This window comes from Flagellimonas sp., from assembly GCF_965215805.1.
Taxonomy (GTDB): Bacteria; Bacteroidota; Bacteroidia; order Flavobacteriales; family Flavobacteriaceae; genus Flagellimonas.
This window is the reverse complement of sequence record NZ_OZ244124.1, coordinates 3,537,451-3,563,904: the sequence shown is the minus strand read 5'-3', so window position 1 is coordinate 3,563,904 and position 26,454 is coordinate 3,537,451. Positions and strand designations below refer to the sequence as shown.

General features: G+C 42.0%; 24 protein-coding genes. 14 read left to right on the top strand and 10 right to left on the bottom strand.

The window, feature by feature from the left end:
- The first annotated feature begins 30 nt into the window (after window positions 1-30).
- A complete protein-coding gene (locus tag ACOOE0_RS15730) occupies window positions 31-1,566 on the top strand; it encodes a YifB family Mg chelatase-like AAA ATPase (protein ID WP_420399863.1) in 1,536 nt (511 codons plus the stop codon).
- A 2-nt stretch (window positions 1,567-1,568) separates the two neighbouring features.
- Here ACOOE0_RS15730 and ACOOE0_RS15725 read toward each other — a convergent pair whose 3' ends face one another.
- Window positions 1,569-2,186 carry a GNAT family N-acetyltransferase gene (locus ACOOE0_RS15725; RefSeq protein ID WP_420399862.1) on the bottom strand — a complete coding sequence of 206 codons (618 nt, stop codon included), beginning with the start codon at window positions 2,184-2,186 and terminating at the stop codon, window positions 1,569-1,571.
- 6 nt (window positions 2,187-2,192) lie between these two features.
- Window positions 2,193-3,062: a 3-keto-5-aminohexanoate cleavage protein gene (locus ACOOE0_RS15720; RefSeq protein WP_420399861.1), complete on the bottom strand. Its 870-nt coding sequence runs from the start codon at window positions 3,060-3,062 to the stop codon at window positions 2,193-2,195.
- Between the two features lie 355 nt (window positions 3,063-3,417).
- Between ACOOE0_RS15720 and ACOOE0_RS15715 the strand changes: the two genes are divergently transcribed.
- On the top strand, window positions 3,418-4,998 hold the full coding sequence (locus ACOOE0_RS15715; RefSeq protein ID WP_420399860.1) for a flavin-containing monooxygenase: 1,581 nt from the start codon (window positions 3,418-3,420) through the stop codon (window positions 4,996-4,998).
- A gap of 164 nt (window positions 4,999-5,162) precedes the next feature.
- Entirely contained in the window at window positions 5,163-5,573 is a 411-nt protein-coding gene (locus ACOOE0_RS15710; protein WP_420399859.1) for a hypothetical protein, read from the top strand.
- Here the strand turns inward: ACOOE0_RS15710 and ACOOE0_RS15705 are convergent.
- A complete protein-coding gene (locus tag ACOOE0_RS15705) occupies window positions 5,570-6,013 on the bottom strand; it encodes a hypothetical protein (RefSeq protein ID WP_420399858.1) in 444 nt (147 codons plus the stop codon). The genes ACOOE0_RS15710 and ACOOE0_RS15705 overlap by 4 nt on opposite strands.
- Window positions 6,014-6,193: 180 nt before the next feature.
- Here ACOOE0_RS15705 and ACOOE0_RS15700 point away from each other — a divergent pair, with 180 nt between their 5' ends.
- The 11 genes from ACOOE0_RS15700 to ACOOE0_RS15650 all read left to right on the top strand — a co-directional run bounded on the left by ACOOE0_RS15700 (window position 6,194) and on the right by ACOOE0_RS15650 (window position 19,209).
- On the top strand, window positions 6,194-7,384 hold the full coding sequence (locus tag ACOOE0_RS15700; protein WP_420399857.1) for an Nramp family divalent metal transporter: 1,191 nt from the start codon (window positions 6,194-6,196) through the stop codon (window positions 7,382-7,384).
- Window positions 7,385-8,128, top strand: coding sequence for a 5-oxoprolinase subunit PxpA (gene pxpA / locus ACOOE0_RS15695; protein ID WP_420399856.1), 744 nt, complete (start codon window positions 7,385-7,387; stop codon window positions 8,126-8,128).
- 47 nt (window positions 8,129-8,175) lie between these two features.
- Window positions 8,176-8,859 carry a 5-oxoprolinase subunit PxpB gene (pxpB, locus tag ACOOE0_RS15690; RefSeq protein ID WP_420399855.1) on the top strand — a complete coding sequence of 228 codons (684 nt, stop codon included), beginning with the start codon at window positions 8,176-8,178 and terminating at the stop codon, window positions 8,857-8,859.
- Window positions 8,852-9,691: a biotin-dependent carboxyltransferase family protein gene (locus tag ACOOE0_RS15685; RefSeq protein WP_420399854.1), complete on the top strand. Its 840-nt coding sequence runs from the start codon at window positions 8,852-8,854 to the stop codon at window positions 9,689-9,691. The genes pxpB and ACOOE0_RS15685 overlap by 8 nt, the downstream gene beginning before the upstream one ends.
- A gap of 357 nt (window positions 9,692-10,048) precedes the next feature.
- Window positions 10,049-11,728: a dihydroxy-acid dehydratase gene (gene ilvD, locus ACOOE0_RS15680; protein ID WP_420399853.1), complete on the top strand. Its 1,680-nt coding sequence runs from the start codon at window positions 10,049-10,051 to the stop codon at window positions 11,726-11,728.
- A 49-nt stretch (window positions 11,729-11,777) separates the two neighbouring features.
- The gene (gene ilvB, locus ACOOE0_RS15675; protein WP_420399852.1) at window positions 11,778-13,511 is read left to right on the top strand and encodes a biosynthetic-type acetolactate synthase large subunit; all 1,734 of its coding nucleotides are present in this window, start codon (window positions 11,778-11,780) and stop codon (window positions 13,509-13,511) included.
- A 1-nt stretch (window position 13,512) separates the two neighbouring features.
- Window positions 13,513-14,094 carry an O-methyltransferase gene (locus ACOOE0_RS15670; RefSeq protein ID WP_420399851.1) on the top strand — a complete coding sequence of 194 codons (582 nt, stop codon included), beginning with the start codon at window positions 13,513-13,515 and terminating at the stop codon, window positions 14,092-14,094.
- Window positions 14,095-14,096: 2 nt separating this feature from the next.
- Window positions 14,097-14,624 carry an acetolactate synthase small subunit gene (ilvN, locus tag ACOOE0_RS15665; RefSeq protein ID WP_420399850.1) on the top strand — a complete coding sequence of 176 codons (528 nt, stop codon included), beginning with the start codon at window positions 14,097-14,099 and terminating at the stop codon, window positions 14,622-14,624.
- Window positions 14,625-14,647: 23 nt separating this feature from the next.
- On the top strand, window positions 14,648-16,123 hold the full coding sequence (gene ilvC / locus ACOOE0_RS15660) for a ketol-acid reductoisomerase (protein WP_420399849.1): 1,476 nt from the start codon (window positions 14,648-14,650) through the stop codon (window positions 16,121-16,123).
- Window positions 16,124-16,164: 41 nt separating this feature from the next.
- On the top strand, window positions 16,165-17,463 hold the full coding sequence (gene ilvA / locus ACOOE0_RS15655) for a threonine ammonia-lyase IlvA (protein ID WP_420399848.1): 1,299 nt from the start codon (window positions 16,165-16,167) through the stop codon (window positions 17,461-17,463).
- A 156-nt stretch (window positions 17,464-17,619) separates the two neighbouring features.
- Window positions 17,620-19,209 (top strand): NADP-dependent glyceraldehyde-3-phosphate dehydrogenase, encoded by a 1,590-nt coding sequence (locus tag ACOOE0_RS15650; RefSeq protein ID WP_420399847.1) that lies wholly within the window; start codon window positions 17,620-17,622, stop codon window positions 19,207-19,209.
- 3 nt (window positions 19,210-19,212) lie between these two features.
- Here ACOOE0_RS15650 and ACOOE0_RS15645 read toward each other — a convergent pair whose 3' ends face one another.
- The 7 genes from ACOOE0_RS15645 to leuC all read right to left on the bottom strand — a co-directional run bounded on the left by ACOOE0_RS15645 (window position 19,213) and on the right by leuC (window position 26,168).
- Entirely contained in the window at window positions 19,213-19,512 is a 300-nt protein-coding gene (locus tag ACOOE0_RS15645; protein WP_420399846.1) for a type II toxin-antitoxin system RelE/ParE family toxin, read from the bottom strand.
- 4 nt (window positions 19,513-19,516) lie between these two features.
- Complete coding sequence (locus ACOOE0_RS15640; RefSeq protein ID WP_420399845.1) at window positions 19,517-19,777, bottom strand: hypothetical protein; 261 nt, start codon at window positions 19,775-19,777, stop codon at window positions 19,517-19,519.
- Window positions 19,778-19,902: 125 nt separating this feature from the next.
- Complete coding sequence (locus tag ACOOE0_RS15635; RefSeq protein ID WP_420399844.1) at window positions 19,903-21,039, bottom strand: hypothetical protein; 1,137 nt, start codon at window positions 21,037-21,039, stop codon at window positions 19,903-19,905.
- A gap of 385 nt (window positions 21,040-21,424) precedes the next feature.
- Complete coding sequence (gene leuB, locus ACOOE0_RS15630; protein WP_420399843.1) at window positions 21,425-22,480, bottom strand: 3-isopropylmalate dehydrogenase; 1,056 nt, start codon at window positions 22,478-22,480, stop codon at window positions 21,425-21,427.
- Between the two features lie 101 nt (window positions 22,481-22,581).
- Entirely contained in the window at window positions 22,582-24,099 is a 1,518-nt protein-coding gene (locus ACOOE0_RS15625; protein ID WP_420399842.1) for an alpha-isopropylmalate synthase regulatory domain-containing protein, read from the bottom strand.
- A 20-nt stretch (window positions 24,100-24,119) separates the two neighbouring features.
- On the bottom strand, window positions 24,120-24,716 hold the full coding sequence (gene leuD, locus ACOOE0_RS15620; protein ID WP_420399841.1) for a 3-isopropylmalate dehydratase small subunit: 597 nt from the start codon (window positions 24,714-24,716) through the stop codon (window positions 24,120-24,122).
- Between the two features lie 42 nt (window positions 24,717-24,758).
- Window positions 24,759-26,168: a 3-isopropylmalate dehydratase large subunit gene (leuC, locus tag ACOOE0_RS15615; protein ID WP_420399840.1), complete on the bottom strand. Its 1,410-nt coding sequence runs from the start codon at window positions 26,166-26,168 to the stop codon at window positions 24,759-24,761.
- Between the last annotated feature and the right edge of the window lie 286 nt (window positions 26,169-26,454).

Sequence of the window (26,454 nt, the reverse complement as noted above, 5' to 3'; positions counted from 1 at the left end):
CAGAGCAACCAAAAGCTCTGATAGTGAACTATGCTAACAAAAGTCTATGGCAGTGCCGTATTTGGGGTAGAGGCTCAAACCATAATCGTAGAAGTAAATGTAGACCAAGGAGTAGGGTATCATTTGGTGGGTTTACCGGATAATGCCATTAAGGAAAGCAATTATCGTATTGCTGCCGCTTTACAAAACAACGGGTTTCGCATACCTGGGAAGAAGATTACCATAAACATGGCACCCGCGGATTTGCGAAAGGAAGGTTCTGCTTATGATCTTACTTTGGCACTGGGAATCCTTGTAGCCTCCAACCAGATCAAAGCAACCAACATTGGGGAGTACCTTATCATGGGCGAGTTATCGCTTGATGGAACCGTTAACCCCATTAAAGGGGCACTCCCAATTGCCATTAAAGCCAAAGAGGAAGGCTTTAAAGGATTTATCCTACCTGAAGAAAATGCCAAAGAAGCTGCTGTCGTGGAAGGATTGAAGGTCTATGGTGTTACAAATATCCAGAAGGTCATAGATTATTTCAATTCTGGAAAACCGTTAAGGCAGACCCAATTGGATCCACAAAAAGAGTTCTACAAAAACTTGGATTATCCTGAATTTGATTTTTCCGATGTCAAAGGGCAGGAAAGCATCAAAAGATGTATGGAGATTGCGGCGGCAGGGGGACACAACATTATATTGATTGGACCTCCTGGCTCGGGAAAAACCATGTTAGCCAAACGGTTGCCTTCAATTTTACCACCCATGACCCTTCAAGAAGCATTGGAAACCACCAAAATTCACAGTGTTGTGGGCAAAGTGAAAAATTCAGGTCTGATGAGCCATAGGCCCTTTCGAAACCCACATCACACCATAAGTAGCGCAGCTTTGGTAGGAGGGGGGAGTTATCCCCAACCTGGAGAGATCTCGCTTTCGCACAATGGCGTACTTTTTTTGGATGAACTGCCAGAATTTGAGCGAAGGGTACTTGAAGTAATGCGACAACCCATGGAAGATCGGGAGGTAACCATTGCACGGGCAAAATTCACAGTGACCTACCCCAGCAGTTTTATGTTGGTGGCAAGTATGAATCCAAGTCCGGGAGGTTATTTCAATGATCCCGATGCCCCAGTTGTTTCATCCCCTATGGAAATGCAACGCTATTTGGGCAAGATATCAGGACCCTTGTTGGACAGGATTGATATTCATATTGAGGTTGCCCCTGTTCCTTTTGAAAAGCTCGCAAACGACCAAAAAGCGGAGAGCAGTTTAGAAATCAGGAGACGGGTTATAAGGGCAAGGGATATTCAGACTTCGAGGTTTCAAAATTTGGAAACGGTGCACTACAACGCCCAAATGAATACCAAACAAATTAGGCAATACTGCATTTTGACTCAGGAAACCAAGGAATTGCTACAGAGTGCCATGGAACGCTTGAATCTTTCAGCTCGTGCATATGACCGTATTCTCAAGGTGGCCAGAACCATAGCAGATTTAGATGGGAATACTGAAATATCCTCCAGTCACATCTCTGAAGCTATTCAATATAGAAGTCTTGACAGGGAAGGTTGGTTGGGGTAAGCCTAGTTATAGGTTTTCAGCAAAAATGTTCTGTGAAATTTTTTAAACAGGACTATCGAGAGGTATAGCTGTAATGGTTTTGCTCCCAGCTTCTTTTTGAATTTATGGGTAGACTTATTGAGATAATCAGATATGCTGTAGAATGTGTCTACTCCCTCTTGTTTAAGCAATTCATAGGTTGCATGCCTTAGATACGGAGCAATGTTTTTTCCCCTGTAATTCTGAAAAGTGTACATGTTGAGCAGATAAGCCTCGTTTTCCTTAAGTTTCATTTTTTTGCCCTTGAAAACAAAGTCCCTTTGTTCTGCACAATGAAAAGCTGCTATTTGATTATTGTGTTTTAGACCTATTAATTTGGTGCCCTTAAATTTCCTCAAAGAACCCCTTTTCATAGATTTTACTTCTTGGTCGGATAAAAAACTAATGGTGTATTTTTCTTGATTATCATTTATCTGAGGGTGCTCATACGCGTTAAAATCTTCTTGTACCCAATAATATGGAGCAAAGTCGAAGCCATTTCTGGACATAAAATTCTGCAACGTATGTAGAAATAAGCCATGCTTGATATTTGATATCAGCAACTTATACTTGTAATTCTTGCTACTTTCCTGGGTGGCCATTTAAGTCTATTTAGTTAAGGTTCTTCCATATGTGCCTTCAGTGCCAAGCTGTAGATGTTGCCTCAATTCGGATGGAGGCATGATTTTTCTTTCATTGGCTTGGGCAAGGGTATGAATCCTTTGGATTAAGTCTTTGTTCGAAGCCAATTTGGTGCGCTTGGTATCATACCAGATATTGTCCTCAATTCCCACACGAACACCACCACCCATAGCTATTCCAATAGAGTTCATCTTCAATTGGGCGTTTCCAATTCCCGCCAAGCTCCAATGGGATTGCTCAGGTAAATCATTTATCATCACTCCTGCATTTAAAAGATTTGCTTGGGCACAGGCGATATTTCCAAGAATTAGATTAAAGTAAAAAGGAGCTTGGATCAATCCTTTTTTCGCCAGATATTTTGCGTAATTGATCATTCCGATGTCGAAGGCTTCAAGTTCGGGAACAATACCCCTGTCCAACATTGCTTTGGCAAGCTTTTGTATCATATCCGGGGAATTGGTACTTGCGGTGGCATTAAAATTTAATGAGCTTAGGGTCAAGCTTCCCATATCCGGTTTAAGGGAACCCTCCAAGAATAGGGGTTCCGAGCGTTTCTCAAATTCAGAAAAATTCCGACCACTGAGTGAAACACAAATCACCAGTTCCGGTTCGTATTTTCTAATACCTTCTATAATCTGACCGTAAATGTCCTTTTTATAAGTAGGGACTCCAGTTTTTGCCTCACGGGCATGAAGGTGAACCATTGTGATTCCCAATTCTGAAGCTTCGAGGACCTGGTCAATTATTTCAGGGACCACCACGGGAACATGGGGAGTCATTTCCTTGGTAGGGATCATTCCTGTTGGTGTAAAATTTACTACTAAGTTTTCACCCATGGCTTTTAATGTCTATAGAACTTTCCATAAAAATAGATGGTGATTTGAAAATGACACAGAAAATCGGTTGGCTGTTGTTTTTTTTGGATATGTAGCGTTTTTGGGCCTAAAAAACTACTACTATTTCATGATGCTAATACCATTTGACTCGTTATTGTGCTGTTTTAGAGCAATCTACCATCCTACTAAATTGAAACTAAAAAGGATAGGTTATTTAGGGTAATTTCATTTTAAGCAGAGCCAATATCTTTTAACGTATATAATTGATTTTAAACGATTTCTTTATTTAAGCATAGCAATCTTGATTACTTTCAACGGCCACAACGGATATTAACCTTAATCAACCTTTGCCAAAATGAGCACGAAAGTTTGTGTAATTGGAGCTGGGCCATCTGGGCTGGTGGCAGTAAAAGAGCTGTTGAAGCAAAATATTGAAGTAGTATGCTATGAAGCCGAAGATAGTTTTGGCGGCGCTTTTAGGGACATAGATAAGGGCGGGAGGTCCTATGATTCCCTGGAACTTACGGTATCCAATTATTTTATGGCCTATTCCGATTTCATGCCTGACCCCAAGGAAGAGAGAAGGTTTTGGAAGGTTTCGGAATATCGGGAATACTTAAAAGACTATATCCGGCATTTTGATTTGGAGAAACATTTGCACTATGCCCATAAAGTTCTGAGTACGGACATTCAGGGAAATTCTGTCGTTGTTGAAGTTCAGCATCAAGGTGAGGTCCGAAAAGAAGAATTTGACCATTTAGTGATTTGTACTGGGAGTAATTTCATTCCCTATTCTCCCATGTTCAAAGGGCAATCCGATTTTGAAGGAGAGATTGTTCATTCCAGTGAGTATAAGAATGGTGAATCCTTTAAAGATAAAAAAGTTGTCTGTATTGGTATAGGGGAATCAGGAGCAGATATCATACATGAAATTTCACAAACTACCTCATGTAGGGTGTTGGTAAGAGAATTTCCAAACATTGTTCCTAGATGGTCTGCTGGTTATACCAGCGATTCCTATACTTCGCACAGTCTCAATTCCATGGGAAAAAAAGGAGTGGACCATTTCATGAAATTCATGGCATGGAAGTATTTGAAGTTTGGTAAAAATGTTGGGTCCACAGAGAAACTGGTGCAACAGTGGATTTATGAAAGAAAGTCCTTCATGGGTAAATTCCTCACCAAGAGTGATGTGTTCCTTCAAGATATCCTTGATGGACGATTGGAAATCACAAGGGACGAAATTGATTATTTGACCAAGAATACCATTGTTACCAAAGGGGGTGAGACCATTGAAGCGGACGTTCTTGTGCTGAACACGGGTTATGAAACAAAATTTGAGTATGTGAAAGAGGGCAAGGATTTTGAAAATCCAAGGAATCTCTACAAACATATGATACATCCAAAACATGGACTTCTGATTAGCCTAATAGGATGGGCCAGACCCACTCAAGGAGGACTTCCGGCATGTTCAGAAATACAGGCACGTTACATGTCCTTGCTACTATCAGGAAATAAAAAGCTCCCGAATACTGTAAAGATGAAGGATAGTATTGAAAAGGACAGGCGCTTCAACGAAAAGTTTTTCTCGGATAGTGTGAACATCAAGTCTTTGGTCAATTATCATGACTTTATGAACGACATGTCCAAATTGGTGGGCTGTAGACCGAAGTACTTTAACATTAGAGACCTAAAGTTTTCCACAAAGCTGTTTTTCGGATCTCATTTACCTGCTTTTTATAGACTTAATGACCCGGCTTATGCCAGCACAGCCAAAAAAACAATAAAGCTCTTACCTACGGCATATTCGGCCAAAAGAAGTTCAATCATGTTGTTGATTTTGTTTAGTCATAAACCCTTTGAGCAGCTTTCAAGGTTCTTTTCTAGAACTTTTGGAGTCGGTCATTCCAAAACTTCCGATCAAGCCATGGGGTAGAATCACTACACGTAATCTACTTTTTTAAACAGCTGTAAGTCAATGTTCTAAAAAAAAAGCCAAAAAATTCCTTTTCTTCTAAAAAATAAGTTAAATCCTACACCAATCATATTTTCTGATAAGAATAGGCCGTAATTTTGCGCCCGTTTTAAGAAAATTGAGCTATGCAGTGTGTGGAATTGAATCCTGTGGGCAACTTCGACCCATGGGACCAAAAAATGTTAGATGAACTCCTCCATAATGATGTAAAGGAATCTCTTGGTGACCGATTGGTGTTCGAAAATGAGACTGTAAAACTGTGGGACATACGTTTGGAACCTGGTGAAAGACTTCCGTTTAGAAAGCACAACGCCAACTACAATTGGGTTTGCGTTACAGGTGGACTAGCCCTTACACGTCATGGTAATGGTAAAATTAGCATGGTAAAACTAGAGCCAGGTGATACCGAATATTGGGAGTTTAGGGGAAAAAACTATACCAATGATCTTGAGAACATTGGTGATAGAACCATTGCCATCAATGTTTTGGAATACAAGGAGGTAAACACGGATTGGAAACCTGTTTATTCCAACTAGATCACTTTGATATTGGCCTTCAGTCCATCAATGATTCCCAGAATATTCTGGACTGTATCCTCCAAATAGTATTTAATGGCCAAGTGGGGTATCCGAATCGTGGTAAAACCATTTTTAAAGGAATGCATGGCTTCCTCTAGGTCGCTAATGGCCTGTTCGTGAGTTATTGTTTCATAATCCTTATCGATTTCAATATTCAGTTTTACCCTGGATATGGCTAAATCAACTGATTTTTTTCCGTCCCACCATTCCAACATGGGATGGGCGCCTGCTTCTTTCAAAGCATAGAAAAGATGAATAGCCTCAATTGGGGTATTGTTGTTAAGGATAATTTTCTTGATGAGTTTGGAATGCCTTTCGCATAGCGCAACACCTAAGGATTCGGTGGACGCTGCATGCTGTTCATGTCCAATTTCTTTACCACAGTCTTTACAGATCATGAGTATCGGTTAAGTTTAGGTCAATTATTTGATTTGGGATTATTATAACTTCGAGATTTTCATAATCGTATACATATTCGATGTAAAACATCCCATTTTTAGATGAAATGCATTTTTTTGGATGAAATGCATCATTCTAGTGAATTCTACTTATTTTGAAAACCTATAATCAACCCCCTTATGTTTAAAAAAATAGGACCTGGAATTCTAGTTGCGGCAGCCTTTGTTGGTCCTGGAACCATTACGGTATGTACCCTTGCAGGGGTACATTTCGGTTACAGCTTGCTTTGGGCTGTCCTGGTATCAGTAATTGCCACCATAATTCTACAGGAGATGTCGGGCAGAATTGGCGTGTTTACCCAAAAGGGACTTATGGAAGTCGTAAAGGGAGAAATAGGGGTTAACTGGGTAAGAAATTTGGTAATCGCTTTGGTTCTGTTTGCCATCCTGGTTGGCAATGCAGCTTATGAGGCAGGAAATATTGGCGGCGCTACCTTGGGGCTGGAAGGACTTTTAGGGGATGGATTTTCCCAATTTTATCCACTATTTGTAGGTGCCATGGCATTTCTGTTGTTGTGGTTCAGTGGGTATAAGACTTTGGAAAAAGTATTTGTGGCCCTTGTGGGTTTAATGGGTGTTTGTTTTTTAATTGCCGCCCTAATGACCAAACCAGACGCTTTGAATGTTGTTCAAAATATGTTTGTGCCCAATCTGCCGGAAGGGGGGCTGTTAACCGTTATTGCCCTTGTTGGAACTACTGTGGTGCCCTACAATTTGTTTTTGCACGCCTCCCTGGTGAAAGAAAAATGGAAATCCCACGATGATTTGAAAACAGCCAAATGGGACACCATTATTTCAATAGGACTGGGTGGATTGGTGTCCATGGCCATTTTGATTACTGCAGCTTCGGCTCCATTAAGTGAGGTTACCAATGTTATGGACCTTGCGGTGGGTCTAGAACCCTTGTTTGGGAAGAGTGCCATTTATTTTATTGCTTGTGGTTTGTTGGCAGCGGGAATCACTTCCGCAATAACAGCACCCTTGGCGGCAGCATTTGTGGCTAGCAGTTGCTTGGGTTGGGAGGGAATGCAGGATAAAAGGTTTAAAATGGTTTGGATGGTCATTTTGTTTTTGGGTGTATTCTTCTTGTCCTTCGATATCAAACCCATTCAGGTTATACAATTTGCCCAAGTTGCAAACGGAATGGTGTTGCCGATTATGGCAATCTTGCTCCTTTGGATAGTAAATAGAACATCCGTGATGGGAAAGAACAAGAACACCCTCTTCCAAAATATTATCGGGTTTGCTATTGTTGCTTTCTCCATTTTTTTGGGTGCTAAGAGTATCATGAAAGTCTTGGGATTGGTATAGATGAAAAAATGGTCAATAGATATTAACTGTGACGTGGGTGAAGGTGTGGGCAACGAAGCCCTTATTTTTCCGCTGATAAGTTCTTGTAATGTTGCATGTGGAGGTCATGCAGGAGACCTTGACACTATGACTCAAGTGGTGAAACTTGCCAAAAGATACGGGATAAGGGTCGGTGCGCATCCCTCGTATCCAGACAAGGCCAATTTTGGAAGGGCGGTCATGGGCATTTCGGATGAAGAGCTTCACGATAGCATTTTAAACCAACTTCAGGAATTTGATACAATTCTCCACCAAGAATCGGTAAAATTGGAACATATTAAAGCACATGGTGCATTGTACAACGAATCGGCAAAAAATGAGCGAGTGGCCCTTTTGCTTTTGGATGCAATAAAGGCGTATGGGGCAAATGTTCCCTTATATGCTCCGTTTGGTTCTGTCATGGCAAGCATTGCCAAAGAAAGTGGCTATGAAGTGCACTATGAGGCTTTTGGGGATAGAAGTTACAACTTGGACCTAAGTCTGGTGTCCAGAACATTGCCCAATGCTGTTATTCAGGAGCCTGCCAAGGTATTGGAACAGGTGCTTCCCATCATAAAAAAAGGGAAAATTGTGACATTATCAGGGGAAACGGCAGATATAGAGGCTCAAACCATTTGCATTCATGGAGACACCCCTTCTGCTTTTGAAATATTAATGTATCTTTCACAACAATTGCCCCAACATGGGGTAGAAATACAAAAGTGAAAAAACTCCCCATCAGTATAAAACCGTTTGGACAAAGGGCTATCCTTATGGAGTGGCCAAACGAGGTAAGCGAATCCGTGTTAGGGGAAATTCTGGAATTTGTGGGCTGTTTTAAAAGCTTGGAACTCCCTGGGTGGGAAATGTCCGTAGCATACAACTCCTTGACCTTGGTGAATTCAATGCAAGATGTGGATTTTGAGTCCATGGAAAAACAGATTTTGGATTGTCAGAAAGGCCAAAAAAAGCTTCAAAAAAAACGTGGGCGATTTTTATGGAAAATCTCTGTGTGCTACGACTCCGATTTGGGAATTGATCTGGAAGAGGTATCCACGGTTTTGGGAATTTCCCAAACTCAACTGATAGCACTTCACACTTCGCAGGAGTATATTGTTTATGGCTTAGGATTTCTCCCGGGTTTTATGTATTTGGGAGGTTTGCCAGAAGAATTGGAAATTCCCCGAAGAAAGGAACCCCGTTTGCATGTGGCCCAAGGCTCCGTGGGATTGGCGGGCAAGCAGACCGGAATTTATCCCCAGGATTCCCCAGGGGGATGGAATATTATTGGGAGCTGCCCCACACCGATTTTTAATCCCAAGGCGGAAGAGCCATGTTTTGTCAGTGTGGGAGATAAAATTCAGTTTAAGCAAATTTCCAGGGCCGAATACAACCTAAAGAAGATTGAAGCCGAAGTAGGTATTTTCAAACCTGAAAAAATAGCGTTGGATGATTAAGGTGCTCAAATCAGGTTTCTTTATGACGGTTCAGGATATGGGCCGGTTTGGCTACAGGGATATTGGTGTTCCAGTTTCTGGGGTAATGGACTACGATTCAGCAGCAAAAGCCAACAAATTATTGGATAATCCTAAGGAGGCTGCCCTCTTGGAAATAACCATGACGGGCCCCACCTTGCAATTTGAGGCTCCCACCTATATCTGTCTTTCGGGCGCCTTTTTGTCACCAACACTCAACAACGAACCCATAGATAACTATCAGGTGATTCAGGTGGGCAAAGGAGATATTTTATCCTATGGTAGGCTGGAAAATGGATTTCGCTCCTATTTGGCAGTAAAAGGTGGAGTGCAAACAGATATGGTAATGGGAAGTAGATCTCAATATCATCCTGTTACACCTAAAAAATGTCTAAAGGATGGCAGTTCGGTAGCTTATGGGGAAACAGTATCTTTTGAACCTGCAATTTCTGGACTGAAGGTAGATAGGAAATTTGAAGAAGAAACCTTGGAAGTTTATAAGGGGCCTGAATTCTCCATGTTGTCGGATGCCCAGTTGGGTTCTTTATTTGGGAAATCATTTTCCATTTCGGAAAAAAATAACCGCATGGCCTACCAATTGGCAGAATTGATTCAGGGTCATAAACATTCCATGCTCACTTCAGGAACTATGCCAGGGACGGTACAGTTTACTCCTGCCGGAAGATTGATCATCCTAATGAAAGATGGACAAACCACAGGGGGCTACCCAAGAATTTTGCAATTGTCCGAGGATTCCATTTGTCAGCTTGCTCAGAAAAAGTTTGGGGACTCCATTTCATTTAAACTGGTATAAATTCATTTCCAGTTTGGTTTTTTATCTTAATTTTTTGTACTCTTGAACTGTGAAAGCAAAAAATCCGATTAATAGCGTCGTCATTATTATTCCAGCCATGGAGTGATACAGATGTCCTATTGATTTAGAAAAAGCCTGTATCCCATTAAAGATACAGGCTTTTTTTATGGTCCAAAAAAGAAATGGATATGGGATTTTAAATCAACTTAAAGTGTTGATTTTCATAGAGATAAAGGTATATTATTTTAAATGGATTTAGAAGGTGTAAAACTGTTAAAAATATAGGGTTTCTGAAACATCTATCTTTGAATGATATAGTAAATTCAACAAGATTCCCGATCTGAAAGAAAATTAATAATGGAATTGAACAAACATAGTAAGAACGTTACCCAAAATCCTTCGCAACCCGCATCACAGGCTATGTTGTATGCTACAGGTTTAAAGGAGGAGGATATGAAAAAGGCACAAATTGCCATTGGTAGTACAGGCTACGATGGTAATCCCTGCAACATGCACTTGAACGATATAGCAAAGGAAATCAAAAAGCATGTTAACGAGACAGGGCAGGTGGGATTGACGTTCGGTACTATTGGAGTATCCGATGGAATCTCTATGGGAACACCGGGCATGAAATATTCGTTGGCTTCAAGGGATATTATTGCCGACTCTATGGAAACGGTGATGAACGGGATGTCCTATGACGCATTGATCGGTGTTGTTGGATGCGATAAAAATATGCCTGGAGCCATTATAGCTATGCTCCGACTCAATAGACCATCTATTATGGTATATGGTGGTAGCGTTGCTTCAGGAAACTATAAAGGGCGTAAACTGAATATTGTATCTGCATTTGAAGCCTTGGGGCAGAAAATTGCAGGGGAGATTGATGAAGCTGAATACAAGGAAATCATCAAGAGAGCAATACCAGGGGCAGGTGCCTGCGGGGGGATGTACACGGCAAACACCATGGCATCATCCATAGAATGTATGGGTATGTCATTACCTTATAATTCATCAATTCCAGCCGTTAATCCCAATAAGCTTTCAGAAGCAGAACGTACTGCCCAAGCCATAAAAAATCTTTTGGAGCTCGATTTAAAACCAAAGGATATCGTTACAAAAAAATCCATTGAAAATGCAATTACCCTGGTCAATGCCCTTGGCGGTTCTACCAATGCGGTATTGCATTATTTGGCCATTGCATATGCCGCAGATATCGAATTTACCTTGGAGGATTTCCAACGGATAAGTGATAAAACACCACTAATTGGGGATTTAAAACCTTCGGGAAAATATCTGATGGAAGATGTCCATGGTATTGGCGGAACCCCAAAGATTATGAAGTACTTGTTGGAACAAGGCTTTTTACATGGGGATTGTATGACCGTAACCGGGAAAACCTTGGCTGAAAACCTGAAAGATGTTGAAGCAATGGAATTTGAGGAGCAAGATTTGTTGTACAGCGTGGATAAGGCTTTGAAATCTTCAGGAAACCTGCAAATCCTAAAAGGAAACTTGGCGGAAGAAGGAGCTGTGGCAAAGATATCTGGTAAAGAAGGTTTAAAGTTTGAAGGAAAAGCGGTGGTGTATGATAGCGAACCCGAAGCCAATGAAGGCATATCCAAAGGTGAAGTGGAAAAAGGGAATGTGGTTGTTATTCGCTATGTAGGGCCCAAGGGAGGTCCAGGAATGCCCGAAATGCTAAAACCTACATCCATGATCATGGGAGCTGGTTTGGGAAAATCGGTCGCGTTGATTACGGATGGCCGTTTTTCTGGAGGAACCCATGGTTTTGTGGTCGGCCACGTGACTCCCGAAGCGCAAGAGGGAGGGGCCATTGCCCTTGTGGAGACCGGTGATTTAATTACCATTAGCGCTTTGGACAATTCCATTACCTTGAATATTTCTGATGAGGAAATGGAAATAAGAAGGGCCAAATGGCAAGCCCCACCATTAAAATTTACCAAAGGAATATTGTACAAGTACGCAAGATCTGTAGCATCAGCTTCAGAGGGTTGCGTCACCGATAAATATTAAATATGTCGTTTCTGCCTATGCAGGAATCTCATCATTCAAAGTTGACATTATGAGTACGGAAACTTTAAAAAAGGAAGCAAACAAAACAGTCAAGGCCATCCGCATAAGTGGAGCCGAAGCCATTATACATTGCCTTTTGGCAGAAGGGGTAGATTTGATTTATGGCTACCCGGGAGGTGCGATCATGCCCGTGTATGACGAGCTTTATAAATTTCAGGATAAACTCACCCATATCCTCACCAGACACGAGCAAGGTGCAACCCATGCTGCTCAGGGGTACGCACGGGTTACCGGAAAGGTTGGAGTGGCCATGGCCACATCCGGACCAGGAGCCACCAATTTGGTTACAGGATTGGCCGATGCCCAAATAGATTCCACACCAATGGTGTGTATTACGGGACAGGTGCCAAGACATTTGCTGGGTTCCGATGCGTTTCAGGAAACAGATATCGTGGGAATTTCCACACCAGTGACCAAATGGAATTATCAAGTAACCAAGGCTAGTGAGATTCCGGAAATATTGGCCAAGGCCTTCTATATTGCAAGATCGGGTAGACCTGGACCGGTATTGGTGGATATTACCAAGAATGCCCAGTTTGACGAATTGGACTTTGTGTATGAAAAATGTACTGGCGTACGTAGTTATAAACCAGTACCTGAACCTGATGTCAAAGCCATTGAGGCGGCCGCAGAAATGATCAACAAAGCCAAGAAACCTTACATTGTTTTTGGCCAGGGGGTGATTTTGGGAGAAGCCGAAGCCGAGCTCAAAGCTTTGGTTGAAAAGGCTGGAATTCCAGCGGCATGGACGGTTTTGGGGCTCTCCGCCATGGATACGGATCATCCATTGAATGTGGGGATGGTTGGAATGCACGGAAACTATGGCCCCAATGTATTGACCAACGAATGCGACGTCCTCATAGCTATAGGAATGCGCTTTGATGATAGGGTTACGGGTAATTTGGACACCTATGCCAATCAGGCCAAGGTGATACATTTTGAAATTGACCCTGCCGAAATCAATAAAAATGTAAATGCAGATATAGCGGTGCTCGGAAATGCCAAACAAACATTGGATTTGTTGTTGCCATTGATCAACAAGAAAGAACATAAGGAATGGTTGGGGGAATTTGATAAAAAATATCAGATTGAATACGACACGGTTATCAAAAAAGATATAGAACCTACCAAAGAAGGTCTTACCATGGGTGAGGTCATTGAACAAATCAATAAAGCCTCTGGACATAAAGCCGTGGTGGTTACCGATGTTGGACAGCATCAAATGATCGCTTGTAGGTATGCCAAATTCAAGCAGACCAAGAGTAATGTCACCTCAGGCGGACTGGGAACTATGGGATTTGCATTACCCGCGGCCATTGGGGCTAAAATGGGTGCCATGGAACGTGAGGTTGTAGCCATTATTGGGGATGGAGGATATCAGATGACCATTCAGGAACTCGGCGTTATCTTTCAGCATAATGTTCCAGTAAAGATTGTGGTATTGAACAATGATCACTTGGGAATGGTGCGCCAATGGCAGGAACTTTTCTTTGAAAGCAGATATGCCTCAACGGTGATGACCAATCCGGATTTTGTGAAGATAGCGGAAGGGTATCACATCAAGTCCAGAAGAGTTACAGAACGTGGAGATTTAAAAGATGCTGTTGAGGAAATGATTGCATCCAAAGACCCCTATTTTTTGGAGGTTCGAGTAGAGAAGGAAGACAATGTATTTCCAATGATTCCATCAGGAGCCTCGGTATCCGATATTCGATTGAAGTAACATGAACCAAGCAAATATCTTGGATACACCCAATGTGTATGCTGCCTTGCTGAGCAAGTCCGATGAAATTGGATTCACCATGCCTTCGGATATGTATATAGGCACATTTCTGAAGACTTTGGTGGCTTCCAAACCTGCTGGGCGCTTCTTGGAATTGGGAACGGGAATGGGTTTGTCCTTGGCATGGATGCTGGAAGGAATGGATAGTGCATCCAAGTTGATCAGCGTGGACAACGATATGGATCTCATTCAAATTGCAACGAGCTTTTTTGGCACTGATGAACGTCTCCAATTGATTTGCGCGGATGGTGAAGATTGGATAGTACAAAACCAGGAAGAAAAGTTCGACTTGGTCTTTGCGGATGCCTGGCCTGGAAAATACAGCTTGCTGGAAGAAACATTGGATTTAATCAAGGTTGGAGGGTTTTATGTCATTGATGATATGACGGAGCAACCCAATTGGCCGGAAGGACATTCAACCTATGTAGCTTCCTTGGTTGACAAATTGGAAAGAAGACAAGATTTTACAATTACTAAAATGGACTGGTCAACGGGAGTAATCGTTGCGGTTAAAACAAAATAAGCATGGAAAAACAATGGTATACCATTTCGGTTTATTCGGAAAATAACGTGGGACTATTGAATAGAATATCTGGAATATTCTTAAAGAGACACATTAACATAGAGAGTTTAAATGTCTCTAAATCAGAAATTGAACATGTTTCAAAATTCACTATTGTAATTTATTCAACTGAAGATTGGGCGCGCAAAATCGTGGGGCAGATTGAAAAGCAAATAGAAGTGATCAAAGCCTATTATCATACTGATGATGATACCATATATCAAGAATCTGCTTTGTTCAAAATTGCCTCGGACCTCTTGTTTGACGAGCGTCAAATCCAGAATATCATCAAAGAGAGCAATTCGCAAATTGTAACGGTGGCACGTGACTTTTTTGTTTTGGCTAAAACAGGGAGACGACACGAAATTGATGAAATGCATGATGCTTTGGAGTCTTACGGGATAATGCAATTTGTGCGTTCAGGAAGGATTGCCGTAACCAAGGCCACAATGCCCATCACCAAAATTCTAGAAGAGTTTCAAAATCAATAAATAGCATTAAATAAAAACCAAAAATGACAAATTACTTTAATACGCTGTCCCTTCGCGATCAATTGACCCAATTGGGAAAATGTAGGTTTATGGAAGCCAGCGAATTTGCAGATGGCGTAACCGCACTAAAAGGAAAAAAGATTGTAATCGTAGGATGCGGTGCCCAGGGCTTGAACCAAGGCTTGAACATGCGTGATTCCGGATTAGATATCTCCTACACGCTTCGGGAGGCTGCCATTAAGGAACAAAGACAGTCGTACAAAAATGCCACGGAAAACAACTTCAACGTAGGTACCTATGAGGAGTTGATTCCTACCGCCGATTTGGTAATCAACCTTACGCCGGACAAGCAGCACACCAATGTTGTTAGCGCTGTTATGCCACTAATGAAGCAAGGAGCAACCTTGTCTTACTCCCATGGTTTTAACATCGTGGAAGAAGGGATGCAAATCCGTGAGGACCTTACCGTGATCATGGTGGCGCCAAAGAGCCCCGGTTCGGAAGTGCGGGAAGAATACAAAAGAGGTTTTGGTGTACCAACCCTGATTGCCGTTCACCCGGAAAACGACCCTGAGGGTAAGGGATTGGAGCAGGCTAAAGCGTATGCCGCTGGTACAGGTGGACACAGAGCTGGGGTTTTGGAATCTTCCTTTGTGGCTGAAGTAAAATCGGATTTAATGGGAGAACAAACCATTCTTTGTGGTCTGCTACAAACTGGTTCCATCTTGTCTTTTAATAAAATGTTGGAAAAAGGTGTGGATGCCGGTTATGCTTCCAAACTTATTCAATACGGATGGGAAACCATTACCGAAGGATTAAAACATGGCGGGGTAACCAATATGATGGATCGTTTGTCCAATCCTGCCAAGATTAAGGCTTACGATCTGGCCGAGGAACTTAAGGATATTATGCGTCCTTTGTTCCAAAAACATCAAGATGATATTATGAGCGGTCATTTCTCCAAAACTATGATGGAGGATTGGGCCGATGGAGATAAAAACCTGTTGACATGGAGAGCTGCTACCGGAGAAACGGCTTTTGAAAAGACGCCTGCCGGAGATGTTGAGATTTCCGAGCAAGAATACTATGATAATGGTGTGTTGATGGTCGCCTTTGTAAAATCAGGGGTAGAATTGGCCTATGAAACTATGACAGAATCGGGAATCATTGGAGAATCGGCTTATTATGAGTCCTTGCACGAAACTCCATTGATTGCCAATACCATAGCAAGAAAAAAGTTGTTCGAGATGAACCGCGTTATTTCAGATACCGCTGAGTATGGTTGCTATCTGTTTGATCACGCCTGTAAGCCGCTTTTGGAGGACTTCATGAAAACCGTGGACATTGACGTTATTGGAACCCAGTACGGTGCAGATAAAGACAATGGAGTGGACAACGTGAAGCTTATTGCAGTAAATAAAGCGCTTCGTGAGCATCCCGTGGAGATTGTTGGAACTCGGTTAAGGGAATCCATGACTGCGATGAAACCCATCGTTTAAATTGTAGACTTTCAATTCGGGAAGTTAAAGGGTGTTTTTCCATGAAAAGCAACACAACATCAAATACAAAAAAGGGGGCGCAACATGTGCCCCCTTATTTTCCTCAGCTAGAGGATATTCAGCAGGCGGCCAAGGTTATTGCCCAAGTGGCTGACGAAACTCCATTGCAAAAGAGTATTCGGTATTCCAAGCAATTGGAGGCCAATGTGTGGCTGAAGCGAGAGGATTTGCAACGGGTTCGTAGTTATAAAATTCGGGGCGCTTTCAATAAAATCAATTCGCTTGCCCCAGAGGCCTTAAAACAAGGGGTGGTCTGTGCCAGTGCTGGGAATCATGCCCAAGGAGTGGCCTTTGCCTGTAACCATTTAGGGGTAGAGGGAACCATTTTTATGCCCGTGGTTACTCCAAAACAAAAGATTGACCAGACTAAAATGTTTGGAGGTGAGCGCGTGAAAGTCGTTTTGGAGGGCGATACTTTTGATGATTCGTACAAGGCTTCCAAAGCGTTTTGTGAAGAGCACAATAAAACATTTGTCCATCCTTTTGATGATCCAAAAACCATTGAAGGTCAGGCCACGATTGGATTGGAGCTTTTAAACCAAGCTCAAGAACCTATTGATTATGTCTTTGTGGCCGTTGGAGGAGGTGGATTGGCATCTGGCCTATGCGCCACGTTCAAGGAACTATCTCCCAACACCAAAATTATTGGTGTAGAACCAGCAGGGGCACCTTCCATGAAAAAATCCATAAAAAAAGGAGAGCTCGTGGAGCTTTCCCAGATTGATAAGTTTGTGGATGGGGCAGCTGTGCAAAAAGTAGGGGCATATACATTTCCCATCTGCCGAAATCACCTATTTATAATGGAAACTGTTCCCGAAGGGAAAGTCTGCCAGACCATTTTGGAACTCTATAACCGGGATGCTATTGTAGTGGAACCAGCAGGGGCTTTGACCATAGCGGTACTGGATGATTTCAAGGAAGAAATTAAGGGCAAAAATGTGGTGTGTATAATCAGCGGCAGTAACAATGACATCACCCGAACCGCGGAAATTAAGGAAAGAGCTCTGCTCTATGGAAACCTCAAGCACTACTTCATAGTTCGATTTCCGCAAAGACCAGGGGCATTGAAAGAATTTGTGGCCGATATTTTGGGCCCCACCGATGATATTACCCATTTTGAATATTCCAAAAAATCAAGTCGGGAAAATGCACCAGCTGTGGTGGGTATCGAACTAAAATCTCCAGACGATTTGGAACCCTTGATTTCTAGAATGAAGGACAATAATTTCTATGGCGATTATTTGAATAACAAACCCGATTTGTTCCAATATCTGGTTTGATTCCATCACAATTGAAACTTCTTTTTTTAAATGGGACTTACTTAAACGTTTTCGTTGTTATCCCTTGATAAATAAGGTCTTTACAAAGCTTTTTTGTGTTAGCTTTGTCTTTTGCTAGACTAAAAAGCAGCACAACTTAATACTAAAATCCAGGATATGCCATCTAAGACAACCATACCGGAAGCATTGCAGATTACCTCACAGATCCATCAAAAAACATATTTGGTGGACGGGGAATTGAGAGAATGGAAAGGAGAAAATACGGAAGTTATTTCTACCATATCCTCCACTAAGGAATATGCCCATACCGTTTTGGGAAGCATTCCCAATATGGGGGAAGAAGAGGCGCTCGAAGCATTGGATGCGGCCATTGGAGCATTTGACCAAGGGCAGGGACTTTGGCCGACCATGAAGGTGAAAGACCGAATAGAGTGTATGGAATCCTTCGTTAAAAAGATGGAGGAAAAACGGGAAGAAGTGGTTAAACTGTTGATGTGGGAAATAGGGAAGTCCATGCCGGATTCTTATAAAGAATTTGACCGAACAGTGGAGTATATCTACGATACCATTGAGGACTACAAGCAATTGGATCGTAATTCTGCCAAGTTTTCAAAACACGATGGGGTATATGCCCATATCCGTAGGGGTCCACTTGGTGTAGTGCTTTGTTTGGGGCCATACAATTATCCATTGAATGAAACTTTTGCGCTATTGATTCCCGCCATTATTATGGGGAATACCACCATCTTTAAACCCGCAAAGCATGGTGTCCTTTTGATTACACCTCTTTTGGAAGCTTTCCAAAGCAGTTTCCCTAAAGGGGTGGTGAATATTTTATTTGGTAGGGGTAGGGCAGTAGCGGCACCCATCATGAAAACCGGAAAGGTGGATGTGTTGGCACTGATTGGAAATAGTAAATCGGCCAATGCATTGCAAGACCAGCACCCCAAGAGCAACCGTTTACGATTGGTATTGGGATTGGAGGCCAAAAATCCAGCTATTATTCTCCCAGATGCCGATTTGGACCTTACCATAAACGAATGCATTGCAGGAACCCTTTCCTTTAATGGACAGCGTTGTACCGCCTTGAAAGTAGTGTATGTACATGAAGATGTAAAGGATGAATTTTTAAAACGATTCTCGGAGAAAGTGGACGCTTTGAAATTTGGTAATCCATGGGATGAAGGGGCTAAGTTAACCCCACTTCCTGAACCTGGAAAGCCGGATTACATTCAAGAGTTGTTGGATGATGCCAAAGCCAAAGGAGCCAAAGTGCAAAACAAAAAAGGTGGAAAACGCTCTGATAACTATATCTGGCCCGCGGTACTTTATCCGGTGACCAAGGATATGCGGGTTTATGAAGAAGAGCAGTTTGGTCCTATAATTCCAGTGGTATCCTTTACCGATATTGAAGAACCTTTGGATGATATGGCAGAATCCAACTATGGGCAACAGGTGAGTTTGTTTGGGAAGGATGTTTACACTCTATCTCCGTTAATTGATACCCTTGCAAACCTAGTTTGCCGTGTTAACCTGAACAGTTCCTGTCAACGTGGCCCGGACGTGTATCCCTTTACAGGACGAAAAGATTCTGCGCAATCGACTTTAAGTGTGCATGATGCATTGCGCTCCTTTTCCGTTAGAACCTTTGTAGCTTTTAAGGACAACGATTTGAACAACGAGACCATAGAACAATTGCTGGAAGCCAAGGTGAGCAACTTTTTGAGTACGGATTATATTCTTTAAGTATTATCTGCTTGTTGGGATTTTTGGATTTCTCTTTGTGTGTAAAATAGCAAGGATTACAATTCGTTTGTGGTTAGCGTCGATTATGAAATAAATGGCGTAAGGAAACACCTTGGCCAATGCCATGCGCAGTTCTTTGTGCCTTTTTTGGAACTGATATGGATTTTTGGCAATTAGGTCTACCTTCTCCTGAATTGATTGTTTGAATCTATTCCCCAGTTCTTTATTGTGTGAAGTGTACCAACGTTGAGCACTTTTAAAGTCTTTAAGTGCTTCGGGAAATAGCTTAATGGCATATGCCATTTTTCTAATCCTTGTTGGAAGTCTCCCAGTCCATCAGGTCGTCCGGATTATTTAGATAGCTTTCGAGTCTTTCATTAAGAAGATTAAGGTTCTCTTCTGTAATATGATAATTATGGTCGATAAGTTTATCCAAGGTTTGCTCAAGGATATCCATGGCTTTCTCATTTTTTATAGTGATAAGCCTTTGAATAAAGTTGTATTTACGCAAATTGATGTCCATGAGCAATTGTCTCTTTCCAGAATAAAGATACGTTTTTGAATCCATAGAAATTATTGGTAATAAGATTATAGTAGTTCTTAAAGCTTGGAATTTGGTGCTAGATGCTGGATGTCAAACATCGGTTGTTATACCAAATTTGTGTTGGGTTTTACAAAGTAACTTGGTATGGGTTACTGAATATTCGCAAATTTTCCATGTTTCTCTTTGAATTTCAGAGCCGCGTCCAATCCTTTGAGATAATAAATATAGGAACCAGACAAACTACCTTTGGATTCCAAATCTTTGTACTGGGGAATTTTATTCAGATGCAGCTTGCAAGTTGTTAAGTCGTTCGATAAAAGGGACACTAATGCGATGTTGGAATGCAATGCTTTTTGTACTTCTGGGTTGGTGGCTCTTGATAGTTGATCGCGCCAATCGTGCAATGCAGAGCTAAGGTCGGGTTGGACATCACTCCAAGACCGTCTTTTCTTCTTGCTAAAAGCGGAAACAGCGTTAATAGCAGATTTTGCCCGTTCACTGGCATCGTTAAGAGCCTCATGTCCTTTATTCTTTATGCCAAATGTTGCGGCATGGATCTGTTTGCTTTGAACTATGAAATTCTGCTTTAGGGTTTTTCCGGCTTCAATGACAAAATACTCTAGGATGTCAGCTTCGTACTTTTTCACTCTTTTTACCAAAAGTTTGCGTTTCTTTTCTGGTTTTTTAGTCATTTTGAATTTCAATTTAAAAGAAGGATTCATCATAAAGTGCCGCACCTTGAGATAAGTTGTTTTGCCATCTAGGTCATCGATGTAATACCTTATTGGACTGTCCAAAAGAATCTTGCCGTTGTTGTCAAGTACAGTTAACATAGCTGAAATATCAAGCTCTCCCAATATGCTCTCCGGATCGGAGTAATCTACATCCATTTGAAGGTTTTCCAATTTAAATGAATCGGTTGCTAGTTTGATGGTTAAATCGGAATTTTGAGTGGATTCAACAAAAGGATGTTTGTTTAAGCCCATATATTTGGATCCCCATTTACGCAAGGTATCTTTTACTGCTTTTTGTCTCAAAAGCTCTTTTTCGCGATAATCCTTATCTCTTACCTGCGATAACCAATTTGCTTCATCCCAAAAATCCATTGGATCCAAGTCTGTTTGAATTTCAATGCTATAGGTTTTAACGTTTTCCGGTAATGGGTTCCTTGGTTCTAATTGGTATGTCCAGACCACAGGGTTTTTAGTGAGTTTTATTTTCTTTTGGCCAAGACCCTGTAAGGGGAAGTATAATAAGAGGGTAATTAAAATGCTTAGATTTCGCATGATCTGATAAATTACAGTTTCAGGCCAAAACTATGTGGGTGTATGATTTTAATTGAGGTTAAATTGACGAATACCCCTTTTGAATTGACGGATGGGTGGTTAGACTTGAGATATGAGATTTCAGATGTCAGATTTGGCATGCTAGATGCTCGGTGTTTGATGTTCGATGCTGGGTGATTGGTTTTGGATTATTGGATTATTGGATTGTTAGATAATTAGTCTTGATTCTTGATTCTTGATTATTGATTCTTTGTTCTTTGTTCTTGGTGTCTGTCATATGAGTTGAACTTGAACTTGAGTTTTGAATTTGAACTTTTCTCCTGTTTTCAGAAATAAAAAAGCCCCGAGGAATCCCGGGGCTCTTTGGCTTAGTTTGGTTTGATATTTATAAGTTCGCAGCCAACCAATCTCCAACTTCGCTGGTCTTATAAGCTTTTCCACCATCGGCTAAATCTTCTGTGACAATTCCTTCTGCCAAAGATTTGTTCACCACATCGCGAATCGCCTGGGCTTCGTCCGGCAAATCCAAATCTTCAAACAACATAGCGGCTGAAAGAACCGTAGCCAATGGATTGGCAATGTCTTTACCTGCTGCTTGCGGGTATGATCCATGTATGGGTTCGTAAAGGGAAACCTTGCTTCCTACCGAAGAAGAGGGCATCAATCCCATAGATCCTGAAATCACAGAAGCTTCATCTGTTAGGATATCCCCAAAAAGGTTGGCTGTGATGATTACATCGTATCCTTTGGGCCATTGAATCAATCGCATGGCAACGGCATCCACAAATTCATAGGTTACCTCCACATCCGGATATTCTTTTTCCAAAGCCTGTACGGTTTCTCTCCACAATCTCGAAGCTTCCAAAACATTGGCTTTGTCCACGCAACATAGTTTTTTACCTCGTTTCAAGGCCATTTCAAAACCTTTGCGAGCTAAGCGCTCCACTTCAAAACGTTGGTAGGTCATGGTGTCAAAAGCAGTATCCCCATCGTCCTTTCTTCCTCTTTCACCAAAATAGACTCCTCCTGTCAGTTCACGAAGGATAATCAAATCTGTCCCTTCAATACGATCTTGCTTTAGCGGAGACTTGTCGATAAGCGAAGGAAAAGTAAATGTGGGCCTCACATTGGCAAACAACCCCAGCTTTTGTCTCATTTTTAAAAGACCTTGCTCCGGACGCACCTTGGCCGATGGGTCGTTATCAAAACGTGGATGGCCAATGGCACCAAACAAAACGGCATCGGCATTGGCGCAAACCTCATGGGTTTCATCCGGATAAGGTTCTCCAACGGCATCTATGGCGGCTGCGCCGGTCAGGGCGGGAGTCCAGCTTATATCATGATTGAATTTCTCGGCTATGGCATTGGATACTTTTACGGCCTGATCTATTACTTCGGGGCCTATTCCATCTCCAGCTAAAAGGGCAATGTTCAGTTTCATATGTTGATTATCGGTTTTCAGTTAACAGTTAACAGCTAACAGTTAACGGTTGTCAGTTAGCAATTGGTCTTTATTCTTGTTTCTCTTTGTCTTGCCTCTATTCAAAAGAGGTTGAGCATTTTCTCTGTGGCTTTTATGGCTGACACCGTTTGATCGGAGTCCAGTCCTCGTGTGGTGAAATCCTTCTCCTTGGTTTGCCAGGTGATGATGGTCTCGCAAAGGGCATCAGAATTACTACCAGGAGGGATTCGCACGGCATAATCCACCAATTTGGGTAAGTCCACCTTTTCTTTTTGATATATTTTTTTGAGGGCATTGATAAAGGCATCAAATTGACCATCCCCCTGTGCGTTTTCCTCATAGGTCCTTCCATCAATTTCAATGGACAGGGTAGTGGAGGGTTTGAGTCCTTTGGAATGCGTTAGAACATAAGATTTTACAAATACCCGTTGTTGGTGCAATTCGGAATCAAGCACATCAGAAATAATATAAGGCAGATCCTCCTTGGTAACGCGTTCCTTTTTATCTCCCAATTCAATGATTCGCTCAGTAACTTTCTTTAGCTCCTCATCATTTAAGGTAAGTCCCAGCTCTTGCAGATTCTTCTGAATGTTGGCTTTTCCTGAAGTTTTGCCTAGGGCATACTTGCGTTTCCTGCCAAATCGCTCTGGTAATAAATCATTAAAGTAAAGATTCTTTTTACTATCTCCATCTGCATGTATTCCAGCGGTTTGTGTAAAAACATTATCTCCTACGATAGGTTTATTGTCGGGGATTCCAAAACCTGTAAAAGCAGATACCAGTTTACTTACTTTAAACAAGGAAGATTCCTTGACTCCGATAGTAATTTCAGGCATAAAATCGTTGATGACAGCAACCACACTGGCAAGTGGAGCATTGCCCGCACGTTCGCCCATCCCGTTAACAGTAAGGTGTAACCCATGGCATCCAGCCTTTAGGGCTTCCATCACATTGGCCACACTCAAATCGTAGTCGTTGTGTCCGTGAAAATCGACATGGGAGTCAGGATATTTCTTAATGATTTGGTTAAGAAAGCTAAACGCCTCCTCGTGGGTCAATATGCCCAAGGTATCCGGCAACAATATTCGTTTGACCGGCTGCTGCGTCAAAAAATCCAGAAATTCAAACACATAATCAGGCGAGTTGCGCATCCCATTGCTCCAGTCCTCCAAGTATACGTTGGTAGTGATACCCATGGATTCAGCCTGGGTGATAACCTCAGCGATTTCCTTGAAATGTTGTTCTGGGGTTTTCTTAAGTTGATGTGTTAGATGGTTTAATGAGCCCTTAGTCAACAAATTTTGGACCTTGGCTCCGGACTGCTCCATCCATTTTAGGGAAACACCTTTGTCCACAAAGGTCAACACCTCCACACGATCCAGATAACCCTCAATCTCTGCCCAATCTGTAATGTTTTTCACCGCATTGAATTCCCCATCGGAAACCCGTGCGGACGCCACTTCAATACGGTCAACCTTAAGTTCTTCCAATAGCAGTTTGGCCAAGGTAAGTTTCTCTGATGAAGAAAAGGAAACTCCAGAGGTCTGTTCACCATCCCTAAGGGTGGTATCCATTATTTCGACGCTCCGCTGTGCCATAGGTTCTCTCTTAAGTGTTGTTAAAGCGGAGTATTCTGGGCAAATTGCTCAATATTGGTTTTGATGTTCAACAAATAGTCAATATCATCAAATCCATTAAGCATATTCTCTTTTTTATAATCGTTTATGGCGAAACTCTCCTGTTCTCCAGTTTCCAATAAGGTTATGGTCTGCTCGGGAAGGTTGATTTCCAATTCTGTGTCTGGATTGGCTTCTATCGCTTTAAAGATATTATCCAAAAACTCTGGACTCACCTGTACCGGAAGGACTCCAATGTTCAAACAGTTGTTCCTAAAAATATCCGCAAAGAAGCTGGATACCACACAACGGAACCCGTAATCGTAGACAGCCCAGGCGGCATGCTCTCTGGATGAGCCGGAACCGAAGTTCTTTCCGCCCACCAAAATTTTCCCACTATAAATGGGATTGTTTAGCACAAAATGCTCTTTAGGGGTATCGTCGGAATTAAATCTCCAGTCCCTAAAGAGATTATCTCCAAAACCTTTTCGCTCTGTAGCTTTAAGAAAACGGGCTGGAATGATTTGATCCGTGTCCACATTCTCTATCGGAAGTGGAACTGCGGAACTTTTAAGTATGTTGAATTTATCGTATGCCATTTTTTTCAATTAACAATGATCAATAATCAGTGTACAGTTTGGTTATGCTTCTTGTAATTCCAATAATTCTCTTGGGTCGGTTACTTTTCCGGTAACTGCTGCTGCCGCTGCAACCAAAGGACTCGCCAAAAGGGTACGTGCACCTGGCCCTTGTCTTCCTTCAAAGTTTCGATTGGAAGTACTCACAGCGTATTTCCCTGCAGGAATTTTATCATCATTCATGGCCAAGCAGGCAGAACAGCCAGGTTCCCGCAATTCAAATCCAGCTTCATGCAAAATATCCAGAATACCTTCTTCCTTAATGGCCTCTTCAACACGGTGCGACCCTGGAACCAGCCAAGCGATAACATTGTCCGCTTTTCTTCTTCCCTTGATAATGGAAGCAAATGCCCTAAAATCTTCAATTCTACCATTGGTACAACTTCCAAGAAATACGAAATCAATAGGCTTGCCAATCATGGCATCTCCCTCATTGAAATCCATATAGTCCAGGGATTTTTTATAGGTAGCGGTTCCGCCTTCCACAGCTTCAGCTAATGGAATGTACTTTTGGATACCCATTCCCATTCCAGGATTGGTTCCGTACGTAATCATAGGTTCTATCTCGGAAGCATCAAAGGAAATTTCCTTGTCAAAGCTTGCATCCTCATCGGTGTGCAGTTGTTCCCAGTATGTCATAGCTTTGTTCCAAGCTTCACCTTTTGGAGCATATTCCCGTCCTTGAACGTAATCGAAAGTCTTTTGGTCAGGGGCAATCATTCCACCCCGAGCTCCCATTTCTATGCTTAGGTTACACACGGTCATACGTCCTTCCATGGACATGTTTCGGAAAACCTCCCCTGCATATTCCACAAAGTAACCTGTAGCTCCGGAAGTGGTCAATTTGGAGATGATGAACAGGGCAACATCCTTGGGTGTCACAGCTCTATTCAATTCACCATCAATGTTGATGCGCATACTCTTTGGCTTTGGCTGCATGATGCACTGCGTGGAAAGCACCATTTCAACCTCGCTGGTTCCAATTCCAAAAGCAATGGCTCCAAAAGCACCATGGGTGGACGTATGGGAGTCCCCACAAACTATGGTTGCCCCGGGAACTGTAATTCCGTTTTCCGGCCCAATCACGTGAACAATACCATTTTTCTCATGTCCAAGCCCCCAATAGGGAATGTTATGCGCTTTGGAATTCTCCTCCAGAGCTTTCAACTGATTGGCCGAAAGCTTGTCCTTAACGGGCAAATGTTGGTTAATGGTTGGCGTATTATGATCTGCAGTGGCAAAAGTGCGCTCAGGGTAAAGCACTTTTATGCCTCTGTTTTTAAGTCCAAGGAACGCCACAGGACTAGTGACCTCATGAACCAAATGTCTATCTATAAAAAGTACATCGGGACCGTTTTCAATATGTTGAACCACGTGGGAATCCCAAACCTTATCAAATAGTGTTTTACTCATCGTTGCATTCAATAATTAATAAGCTGGTAAATTTAAAATATGAAAAGCAAAAGCTTCATTTTAAGTTTGGAAAATTACGATGTTCAAGACAAGTTTTTGCTATGGAAACCATTGGATTGAGTGTGTTTTTTGATTTAAAACAAAAACAACCCTGAATGTTAGCCTGGAGCTAAATTACATCAGAATGTTCCTTCAAAACCAAAGGGTAAAGGGTGTTCCCGAACTTGTTTTACCCATCAACCCATGGTTTGGATTTGGCTAGGTATTGGTACTGAACATCTTAGCT